Annotated in this window: 9 protein-coding genes and 2 pseudogenes; 5 read left to right on the top strand and 6 right to left on the bottom strand. The window is 69.2% G+C overall.

Translation table 11 applies throughout. The features are described 5' to 3' along the window. The coding region (locus A9X03_RS03120; RefSeq protein ID WP_231975339.1) for an FAD-dependent oxidoreductase at nucleotides 1-1,644 on the bottom strand (1,644 nt) is incomplete at its 3' end. A 20-nt stretch (nucleotides 1,645-1,664) separates the two neighbouring features. Beyond that, nucleotides 1,665-2,690, bottom strand: a complete 1,026-nt coding sequence (locus A9X03_RS03115) for a diiron oxygenase (RefSeq protein ID WP_067273514.1) — start codon at nucleotides 2,688-2,690, stop codon at nucleotides 1,665-1,667. 245 nt (nucleotides 2,691-2,935) lie between these two features. Between A9X03_RS03115 and serC the strand changes: the two genes are divergently transcribed. Next, on the top strand, nucleotides 2,936-4,054 hold the full coding sequence (serC, locus tag A9X03_RS03110) for a phosphoserine transaminase (protein ID WP_067747507.1): 1,119 nt from the start codon (nucleotides 2,936-2,938) through the stop codon (nucleotides 4,052-4,054). 161 nt (nucleotides 4,055-4,215) lie between these two features. Continuing rightward, a complete protein-coding gene (gene sepH / locus A9X03_RS03105) occupies nucleotides 4,216-4,992 on the top strand; it encodes a septation protein SepH (RefSeq protein ID WP_067747443.1) in 777 nt (258 codons plus the stop codon). 14 nt (nucleotides 4,993-5,006) lie between these two features. Here sepH and A9X03_RS03100 read toward each other — a convergent pair whose 3' ends face one another. From A9X03_RS03100 to A9X03_RS03090, 3 genes are read right to left on the bottom strand one after another with little or no spacing between them, the layout of a single operon-like run. Beyond that, nucleotides 5,007-5,279 (bottom strand): DUF2537 domain-containing protein, encoded by a 273-nt coding sequence (locus A9X03_RS03100; RefSeq protein WP_067747441.1) that lies wholly within the window; start codon nucleotides 5,277-5,279, stop codon nucleotides 5,007-5,009. Next, nucleotides 5,276-6,109, bottom strand: coding sequence for an RNA methyltransferase (locus tag A9X03_RS03095; protein ID WP_067747439.1), 834 nt, complete (start codon nucleotides 6,107-6,109; stop codon nucleotides 5,276-5,278). The genes A9X03_RS03100 and A9X03_RS03095 overlap by 4 nt, the downstream gene beginning before the upstream one ends. After that, nucleotides 6,106-6,537 carry a MarR family transcriptional regulator gene (locus tag A9X03_RS03090; protein ID WP_067747437.1) on the bottom strand — a complete coding sequence of 144 codons (432 nt, stop codon included), beginning with the start codon at nucleotides 6,535-6,537 and terminating at the stop codon, nucleotides 6,106-6,108. The genes A9X03_RS03095 and A9X03_RS03090 overlap by 4 nt, the downstream gene beginning before the upstream one ends. A 198-nt stretch (nucleotides 6,538-6,735) precedes the next feature. Between A9X03_RS03090 and A9X03_RS03085 the strand changes: the two genes are divergently transcribed. Together A9X03_RS03085 and A9X03_RS03080 are read left to right on the top strand one after the other, a co-directional pair. Further along, entirely contained in the window at nucleotides 6,736-7,011 is a 276-nt protein-coding gene (locus A9X03_RS03085; RefSeq protein WP_067747505.1) for a DUF2530 domain-containing protein, read from the top strand. A 30-nt stretch (nucleotides 7,012-7,041) separates the two neighbouring features. Continuing rightward, nucleotides 7,042-7,497 (top strand): SRPBCC family protein, encoded by a 456-nt coding sequence (locus tag A9X03_RS03080; protein ID WP_067747435.1) that lies wholly within the window; start codon nucleotides 7,042-7,044, stop codon nucleotides 7,495-7,497. Between the two features lie 272 nt (nucleotides 7,498-7,769). Here A9X03_RS03080 and A9X03_RS03075 read toward each other — a convergent pair. Further along, nucleotides 7,770-8,546: pseudogene (locus A9X03_RS03075) on the bottom strand (DUF3027 domain-containing protein); the annotation flags it as partial. Between the two features lie 129 nt (nucleotides 8,547-8,675). Between A9X03_RS03075 and A9X03_RS03070 the strand changes: the two are divergent. Then, nucleotides 8,676-9,672 (top strand): annotated as a pseudogene (locus A9X03_RS03070) (MFS transporter); the annotation flags it as partial.

Here is a 9,672-nt window from a genome sequence, read left to right as displayed (position 1 = left end):
GACGCCGCCGAGGCCGCCACCCGCAGCGCCGACGGTCGGCCGCGAGCCAAATTCACCGAGGTCGCCGACATGCTCGCCGCCGCTGCCGCCGCCGGCCCGCCAGCCGCGGGCATCGACGGCGTCGGGCTGCCGGTCCCGCACCAGCTCGGCCAGCGCCTCGGGCTGCCCCACCGGATCGCCGAGCCTGCCGGCGTTGAAGTCGGCAACCAGGGCGTGAACGGTCTGCAGCGAACACGACTTGTTCGTGCCGATGAACCCGCTCGGGCCGCGCTTGATCCAGCCCGCGACATAGGCTCCGGACACCGGCTGCCCGGAGTCGGGGTCGACCACGCGCCCGCCCTCGTTCGGAACGACCGCCGCGGACTCGTCGAACGGCAGGCCCGCAATCGGCTTGCCGCGGTAGCCGATCGACGTCAGCACCAGGCCGGCGTCCAGCCTGCGCAACTCGTCGCCCCCGGTCGCTGCGAACTCCACGCCGGTGGCGCGTTGCTCACCCAGAACCCGCTTCGGGGGGAGCTGGTAGGCCAGCCGGATCCGCGGACGGCCGTTCCCCTGGGCCGGCGACGAGTCGTCGCCGAGCGTGGTGAGGATTTCCAGCTTGCGTTTCGTCAGGCCGTCCGTCGCGGTAGCGAGGTCGGCCGCGACCCGCTCGTGGTCGGCCGCGCTGAGCACGACATCGGACGAGCCCGTGAGCCCGATCAGTTCGGGCAGGGTGAACGCCGAATGGGCGGGGCCGCGCCGGGCGGCGACCACTACTTCGCGGACCGCCGAAGCGCGCAGCGTCACCAGCGCACGGTCGGAGATGTCGGTGCGCGCCAGGTCGTCGGGGTTGGCCGTGAGCACACGGGCCACGTCCAGGGCGACGTTTCCGTTGCCGATGATCACCACCCGCTCATGGCTGAGATCGACTGGCAGACTGGCGAACTCGGGATGCCCGTTGATCCACGCAACCAATTCGGTGGCTGTTCCGGTGCCCGGCAGGCCCATGCCCTCGATCTGCAGGCGACGGTCGTCGGGGGCCCCGACGGCGTACAACACGGCATGGTGGTGGGCGAGCAGATCCGCGTGGCTCAAGTGCCTGCCGACCTCGACGTTGAGGTAGAACCGGAAGCGCCGGTGACCGGCGACTCGATCGAACAGCCGCGTGACGCGCTTGGTGTTCTGATGGTCGGGCGCCACCCCGGCGCGCACCAGCCCGTAGGGCGTCGGCAGCTTCTCAAAGACGTTGACCCGCACGCCATGCTGCGTGAGCAGTTCGTCGGCGGCATACATGGCCGCCGGCCCGGACCCGACGATGGCCACGGTCAGTGGCCTGCGGTGGGCACGCACCTGGGCGGCCGGGATCACCGGCGCCAGCTTCGACGTCGGGGGCAATTTCTCGTCCGCGGGGCGGTCCGGGTAGAAGGACGCGTTGATCTCGACGAACGGCAATTGCTTGACGTCCAGGCGGGTGTCCGGCGCGATCGCGCCGACGGGACAGGCGCTCACGCACGCTCCGCAGTCCACACACGCCACCGGATCGATGTGGAGCATCTCCGAGGTGGCGAAGCCGGGCTCATCGGGCGTGGGGTGAATGCAGTTCACCGGGCACGCGAAAACACAGGACCCGTCGTTACAGCACGACTGGGTAATGACGTGCGGCATAGGCGATTACCCGCGCGGTCCTAGGCGGCCGGCGCCGCGGCCAGGTGCTGACGCTGCGGCTCGCTGCGGTAACGCGACGGCTTGCCGTCGATCTTGCAGAGTCGCCACATGAGCCGCGCGGAACGCGTCTCCATCAGCCCGGTGTCGTGGGCCAGCATCCGGACATCACCGAACATGTCGCTCAACCACTTTCGCGATTCCGGCGACCGGAAGAACAGCTCCCGCTTCACCTCGCGCGGGATGTCGAACTCCTGCCAGAACGCTTTGGGGGGCACCACGATTGCCCTGCAGAGGACCTTCATCGTCAGGGGCAGGTACAGCGCCGTCCAGAACCGCTGCCTGCGTGTCAATTGCGGCACCCGCTTGCGCAGGAACTCATGGGCGAAGGAGATGTGCCGCGCTTCCTCGGCGACGTGAATGGCCATCACCCGTTCCATGATCGGGTGCAGCGACTTGCCCTCGCGCAGAACGTTTTTCTGCGTGTGATCGATCGGCTCTTCCCCGGCGAGCACGCCGATGAAGAACGCCACCGGCAACGGACCGGCCACCAGCGGAACCAACGGCGAGAGCCACTTGAGCAGTCGCGGCATGCCCGGGACGTCGGCGCCGACGCGGTTGACCATCTCCTGGAACATCATGGTGTGGTTGCACTCTTCGACGGATTCGTGCAGGCAGTACCGGTATTCGGGGGACCCGTTGGGCACCCAGAACGTGTAGTTCATCAGGCCGCGGATCAGGATCGACTCGAAGTGCAGCCCTACCTTGGCGACGTTGGCCTGGCGCCACATGCCGATTTTGATCTTGCGCTCGTCGGACTGCGCCTGGTACCAGGGATGACGCCCCAGCGGGTCGGTCGCCGGCAAGATCCACCGAGGATCGTTCTCGGTGACGGCGAATTCCGGTGAGTCCCAATCGATGTCGGTGTACGGGTTGAAGTTCCGCCGCACCGACCCCTCGGACAGTGTGGCAAGCGTGTTGACGTACTCGGTATCGTCGCGCACTTCCATATTGCGGCGCCAACGCCGAACCATGCGTGTCCTGGCCATATCCAAGCCTCCCCAACGAGGTTTACATTTGGACGTGCTGTGTCCAGACAGTACCGCAGGTACCGCATATCTTCCAGACCCCCGGCGGGCACTGTGGCCTGACCAGTGGTCAGCGTTTTGGTGTGCCCTGCGTCACACCCCGTTGAACACTCCGCTGTGCGCGGCCAGGCGTTTTGCGCCGGAGGAAGGGGTCGCCAGTCGGACCGCCGCATGGCGGGCCACGTCCGCTCACTACCCTGATGAGCATGGCTGACCAGCTCGAGATTCCCTCTGACATCAAACCCCGCGACGGCCGCTTCGGATGCGGCCCTTCCAAGGTGCGGCCAGAACAATTGGAGGCGCTGACGACCACCGCGGCCCCGCTGTTCGGCACATCGCACCGGCAGTCGCCCGTCAAGAATCTGGTGGGGCGGGTCCGGTCGGGGCTGGCCGACCTGTTCTCCGTACCGGACGGTTACGAGGTCATCCTCGGCAACGGCGGCGCGACGGCGTTCTGGGACGCGGCGGCGTTCGGACTGATCGACAAGCGCTCGCTGCACCTGTCCTTCGGCGAGTTCAGCTCGAAGTTCGCCTCGGCGGTCGCCAACAACCCTTTTATCGGCGACCCGATCGTCATCAAGGCGGACGCCGGCAGCGCACCCGAGCCGCAGAGCGATCCCTCGGTCGACGTGATCGCCTGGGCGCACAACGAGACGTCGACCGGGGTGGCGGTGCCGATCCGCCGTCCCGCCGACTCGGGCGAGGCCCTGGTCGTCATCGACGCCACCTCCGGCGCGGGCGGACTGCCGGTGGAGATCTCCGAGACCGATGCCTACTACTTCTCGCCGCAGAAGAATTTCGCCAGCGACGGTGGCCTGTGGCTGGCCATCATGAGCCCGGCAGCCCTGGCGCGGGTCGAATCCATTGCCGGGTCCGGGCGTTGGGTCCCCGACTTCCTGTCGCTGCCCATCGCGGTGGACAACAGCCTGAAGAACCAGACGTACAACACCCCCGCGGTCGGCACCCTGGCGCTGATGGCCGAGCAGATCGACTGGATGCTGGGCAACGGCGGGCTGGAGTGGTGCGTCAAGCGCACGGCCGACTCGTCCCACCGGTTGTACTCGTGGGCCCAGGAGCGGCCCTACACCACGCCATTCGTCGCCGACCCCGCCCTGCGGTCCCAGGTGGTGGGCACCATCGATTTCGCCGACGACGTCGACGCCGCGGCAGTCGCGAAGATTTTGCGGGCGAACGGCATCGTCGACGTCGAGCCGTACCGCAAACTCGGCCGCAACCAGTTGCGGGTCGGGATGTTCCCTGCGGTCGACCCCGACGACGTCAGCGCCCTGACCCAGTGCGTCGACTGGGTAGTCGAGCGGCTGTAGCCGGGCGAGCGGGGGCGGGGCCAGGCCCGCAGCCGGGCCGTAACCCGCTCGCAATCAGCACGCAACCGCCCAGCGTGTCAGCACCGGTTGTGGGCGTTAGCTGAACTAGAGTGCGCACCAGACGGGTCCGTCGACCTGCACGGAGCCTGCGAGGAGAAGCCATGCGGGAACTCAAAATGGTTGGGGTCGATGCCGACGGCAAAAACATCATCTGCGAAGCCGGCGATCGGGGGGAACCGTTCAAGCTCGCCGTCGACGATCAACTGAAAGCCGCCGTGCGCGGCGAGACCGTGTCCTCAGATCAACCGCAGCTCGATATCCAGGTCACAAACATGTTGAGCCCCAAAGAGATTCAAGCCAGGATCCGGGCTGGCGCCTCGGTCGAGCAGGTGGCTGCGGCGTCGGGCTCCGACATCTCGCGGGTCCGCCGGTTCGCGCATCCGGTTTTGCTGGAACGTGCGCGCGCCGCCGAGCTGGCAACGGCCGCTCATCCGGTGCTCGCCGACGGTCCCGCGGTACTCACGTTGCTGGAGACGGTGAGCGCCGCCCTGGTGACGCGCGGCTTGGAACCGGACAGGCTCAGCTGGGACGCCTGGCGCAACGAGGACAGCCGCTGGACCGTGCAGCTCGCGTGGAAGGCCGGCCGGTCCGACAACATCGCGCACTTCTCCTATGCCCCCGGCGCGCACGGCGGAACGGTCACGGCCGTCGACGACGCTGCCAAGGAGCTGATCGACCCGAACTTCGACCGTCCGCTGCGGCCGCTCGCGCGGGTGTCCCACGTCGACTTCGAGGAGCCGGTGAAGCCGCCCGCCGCCGCTGCTCCCGAAGACAAGCCCGCTCCCCCAGAGCAGCCGGTGCACACCCGACGGGGCAAGCCCGTCATCCCGGCTTGGGAGGACGTGCTGCTCGGCGTGCGCTCGGGGGGACAGCGCTAGACGGACGGTCGGCGCTACCGCGCCACCGTCAGCGACAGCAGCGTCAGCCACGCGCCCGCGACCCCGACCCCCGCGCCCAGCAGGAACCAGCGCAGCACCAACTTGTGCCGCCAACCCCACAGCGTGGGCGCCAGCCCGCCGGCCGCGACGACGTTGAGCCCGACGGCCAGCAGTGGATGCACCCGGATGAGTCCCAGACTCAGCACCACGATGGCGGCCCCGGTCACTGCGGCGACGAACCCGGCAACCGTCAATCCCGTTGCCCAGGGCACGGAATCGTCGGTCACGACCCGAGCCTAGCCCGCTCGTAGAACGCCAAAGCGGCCGCGGTGGCGACGTTGAGGGAGTCGGTGCCGCGCGACATCGGGATCCGCACGCGCACATCGCTCGAGCGCAATGCGGCCGGCGTGAGCCCCGGCCCCTCGGCGCCGACCAGGACGGCGACGCGGTCGTCGCGGACGGCCGCCATGGCCTCGGGCAGGGCGCAGGCCCCGGCATCCGGAGTCATCGCCAGCAGTCGAAATCCGTTTTCCCTCAGCATCGACAGCTCCGCCGGCCAGTCGGCCGCCCGCGCGTACGGGACCAGCAGGGCGTGGCCCATGGAGACGCGCACGGCGCGCCGGTAGAGCGGGTCCGCGCAACCGCTGCCGAACACCACCGCGTCCACGCCCAGTCCGGCCGCGTTGCGAAAGATGGAACCGAGGTTCTCGTGGTCGTTGACCCCCTCGAGCACCGCGACGGTGCGGGCGCGCCCGACCAGTTCGGCAAGCCCGGGCTCCGGCACCCTGCGGGCGGCCGCCAGCACGCCGCGGTTCAGGTGAAAGCCCACCACCTGAGCCATGACTTCGGCGGACGCTCGGTAGAACGGCACGGCGCTGCCCGCGAGGTCGTCCGCGAGCTCGGTGAGCCGGCGGTCGGTCCCGAGCAGGGCGTGCGGGGTGAAGCGGGAGGCCAGCATGCGCTGGACGACGAGCACGCCCTCGGCGATCACCAGGCCCTTGCCGGACGGCAGGTCGGGACGGCGGTCGACGCTGTTCAGGTCGCGGAAATCGTCGAGCCGCGGGTCGCCCGGATCGGCGACGTCCTGAACGTTCAGGCCATCGGTTCCGTCGCTCACGGGCCTTCGTCGACCAAGGCCAACATCAGGTCGGCCGCGTTGCGCAGGGTGTCGCGCTGCTCGGTGTCCAGCGTCGCCAGCCGCTTGGCCAACCACTCCTGACGGGCACGCCGGGTCGCCTTGACCAGTTCGGCGCCGGACTGGGAGACGGAGACCAGCACCTGCCGGCCATCGATGGGATGCGGGGCGCGGTCCACCAGGCCCATGTCGGCCAGCGAAGCGATCACGCGGGTCATCGACGGCGGCCGTACGCGTTCGCGGATCGCCAGCGTGCCGGGCGTCATCGGGCCCTCGTTGGCCAGCGTCGCCAGCGCCGACAGCTGGGACAACGACACTGGCGACGACGGGTTTCGGAACCGGAGTTGGCGGGCGAGCCGCATGACCGCCAGCGACAGGTCGCTGGCCAGCCGCGCATCGCTGTCAGGCATGGCGCGAGGTTACACGGAACCTCACGAAATCGGGATACGAACCGGTGAACGACGGGCTTTGATCGATGCCGCTGGGCTCACCAAATGTCGCCGAACCACCGTGCGGGCACTTAACCCGCGCTGCGCAGGCATTTTGGGGTGGGCCCGCCCGGCATGCGGGTGTTTTGGCGGGGCGCAGCGGCGGCTATGTTAATCGCGATGTCTGCTGAACCCGGCCCGAACCGCGAGCCCCCGCCGCTGCCGCCTGCGCTCCTCAACGCGTGGCCGTTCATCGCCCTCGGCGCGCTCGGCTGGGTGGCCGCGGCGGCCGCCGCATTCCTCGTGCCGTCCCTGCACAGTTGGCGCCTGCTGACGCTGGCCGGGCTCGGGGTGACAGTGCTCGGGACGAGCATCTTCGTGTTGCAACTCGCGGAAGCCCGTCGGGGCGCACGCGGCGCGCAGGACGGACTCGAGAACTATTTCGACCACGGCTAGATTCCGCAATCATGCACTCGGGAGGGATCGATGGTAGCCCCGCTACTGCAAGCGCAAATCGATATCGACGCACCGGTTTCCACCGTCTGGGGGCTGATATCGGATCTTCGGCGGATGCCGGAGTGGAGCCCGCAATGTCGTTGGATGAAGGCATTCGGTCCGCTGCGCCAGGGCACGCGCACGCTCAACATCAATCGCCGTAACGGCATGTTCTGGCCGACCACCTCCACGGTCGTCGAGGTCATCCCCGAGACCAAGCTGGCGTTCCGGGTCAACACCAACAACACCATCTGGAGCTACGAGCTCCAGCCCACCGGCGCGGGCACCCGGGTGATCGAGAGCCGCCATGCCGAGAACGGCGTGACCGCGTTCTCCAACCTGTCGGTGAATGCGTTGTTCGGCGGGACCACGAACTTCGAACGCGAATTGGTCGACGGCATGAACGCCTCACTCGCCAAGATCAAGGCCGCCGCCGAAAAGGGCTAGTCCGCCTCGGGCTGCGACTCCTGCGCCTCGGGCTCGGGCTGCGACTCCTGCGCTTCGGGCTCGGGCTGCGACTCCGGCGCTTCGGGCTCGGGCTGCGGCTCCGGCGCTTCGGACTCGGGCTGCGACTCCGGCGCTTCGGACTGCGGCTCGGGCGTCTCCGAAGTTGTTGTCGCGGACTCCGGTTCCGCCTGTGGGCCGCCGTCGGCGTCCTCGGGCCGGGGTTCCGCCGCCTCGGTCGACTGGTCCGCAGCCTCCGGCGGCTCTGTCGGGACGGGCGGCTCCACGACGTCGAGCACGCCATCGTCGTAGGGCTGGTAAATCGGCGAACCGGTGCCCGCAGGAGCGGGGGTGTCCGAGTGCGCGCCGCAACCGTACTGCTTGTCCACGATCTGCCCGTCGGCCGACAGCTCGTTGCCGCACACGCCGAACATCGAACCGAGCGACCCCGCCAACGGCAGGTAGAAGCCGCAGTCACGGCACACCCGTTTGGTGGAGCGCGCCATCGCCGAGTCGGGACCGTGCTCTCCGGTGTGCCAGCGTTCGGCCGCCTCCGCGCGGCCGGCGGCACTCATGACCCACCGACGGCCCAGCCCGATTTCGGCGGCGGTGTCGTCGACCTGTGGGTCGCCGCTGGCGGTGTAGCCGGGAACCAGCCTCGGGTCGTCGGCCGCGGGCGCCAGCAGGTCGCCGGGGCTCAGGTCCCCCGGACGCACCCGCTGATCCCACGGGACCCACTCGGGCGCCAGCAACGCCGTCGGTCCCGGAATCAGCACCACCTCGCTGACGGTGGCGTGATCGGCGCCGGGATGGGCGGCGACGACGACGGCCCACTGCCAGCCCTGGTAACCGGGCAGATGAGCCAGGAACCGGTGGGTGGCGGCGGCCGGGTCCTCGTAACTGACGCCCAGGTAATCGCCCACGGTCTCCGCACCACTGAACTCCACGACGGCGGTCCTGGCCTGGTCTACCGCACCCGTCAGCACGGCGGCCAAACTTTCGGGCCAGTCGGCCACGGTCGCCCCGGCGGATTGCTCGCTGGGTCCGGTCAAGGTGTCCTCTTTCTCCATTGCGGTTCCAATACTAGGTTGGCGAGCCACACCCGTTACCTGCAGACGCTTGTCGTCGGCATAGGGGAGAATCGGAACGTGTCTGGACGGCGGCGTGATCATCCGGGCCGCGTGGCCTCCACTCCGGGTCGCCGGCCCGCCAATGGGGCTGGTAAACAGCATCCGGGCATGGCCAATTACCCCGCCGACGATGCCGCCGATCGGCGTGGCCGCCGTCCACCGCCGATGCCGAGCGCCAATCGCTACCTGCCGCCGATCGGCCAGCAGTCGGAACCGGATCAATACGACACCTCACCCCCACGCCCTGCCGCCCCCGGTGAACGGATCACCGTCACTCGCGCCGCCGCGCTGCGCAGCCGCGAGATGGGGTCGCGGATGTACTGGATGGTGCAACGGGCTGCCACCGCCGACGGCGCCGACAAGTCCGGCCTGACGGCCCTGACGTGGCCGGTGGTGGCCAACTTCGCGGTGGACGCCGCGATGGCCGTGGCGTTGGCCAACACGTTGTTCTTCGCGGCGGCCACCGGGGAGAGCAAGGGCCGGGTCGCGTTGTATCTGCTGATCACCATCGCGCCGTTCGCGGTCATCGCGCCGCTCATCGGCCCGGCGCTGGACCGGTTGCAGCACGGCCGGCGGGTCGCCCTCGCCGGGTCGTTCGTCCTGCGGACGGCGCTGGCGCTGGTGCTGATCATGAATTACGACGGCGCAACCGGGAGCTACCCGTCGTGGGTCCTTTATCCGTGCGCGCTGGCCATGATGGTGTTCTCCAAGTCGTTCAGCGTGCTGCGCAGCGCCGTGACGCCGCGCGTCATGCCGCCGACCATCGACCTGGTGCGGGTGAACTCGCGGCTGACCGTGTTCGGTCTGCTCGGCGGCACCATCGCCGGCGGGGCGATCGCCGCGGGCGTGGAGTTCGTCTGCACCCATCTGTTCAAGTTGCCCGGCGCGTTGTTCGTCGTCATCGCGGTCACGCTGGTCGGCGCTTCGCTGTCGATGCGGATCCCGCGCTGGGTCGAGGTCACGGCCGGCGAGGTGCCCGCCACCGCCGCCGCCAGCGCGACCGCAGAGACCGCCAGCGTGCAGCGCACCACCAGCACGGCGGGGCGGC

Source organism: Mycobacterium sp. E1715 (assembly GCF_001667625.1).
GTDB lineage: Bacteria > Actinomycetota > Actinomycetes > Mycobacteriales > Mycobacteriaceae > Mycobacterium.
This window is presented reverse-complemented; position numbering and strand designations above follow the sequence as displayed.

What these genes read in the sequence shown, in the direction of transcription:
- A9X03_RS03085 (WP_067747505.1), top strand. Translation starts at nt 6,736, where the DNA reads ATGTCTGCTGAACCCGGCCCGAACCGCGAGCCCCCGCCGCTGCCGCCT.
- serC (WP_067747507.1), top strand. Translation starts at nt 2,936, where the DNA reads ATGGCTGACCAGCTCGAGATTCCCTCTGACATCAAACCCCGCGACGGC.
- A9X03_RS03090 (WP_067747437.1), bottom strand. Translation starts at nt 6,537, where the DNA reads ATGCCTGACAGCGATGCGCGGCTGGCCAGCGACCTGTCGCTGGCGGTC.
- A9X03_RS03115 (WP_067273514.1), bottom strand. Translation starts at nt 2,690, where the DNA reads ATGGCCAGGACACGCATGGTTCGGCGTTGGCGCCGCAATATGGAAGTG.
- sepH (WP_067747443.1), top strand. Translation starts at nt 4,216, where the DNA reads ATGCGGGAACTCAAAATGGTTGGGGTCGATGCCGACGGCAAAAACATC.
- A9X03_RS03080 (WP_067747435.1), top strand. Translation starts at nt 7,042, where the DNA reads ATGGTAGCCCCGCTACTGCAAGCGCAAATCGATATCGACGCACCGGTT.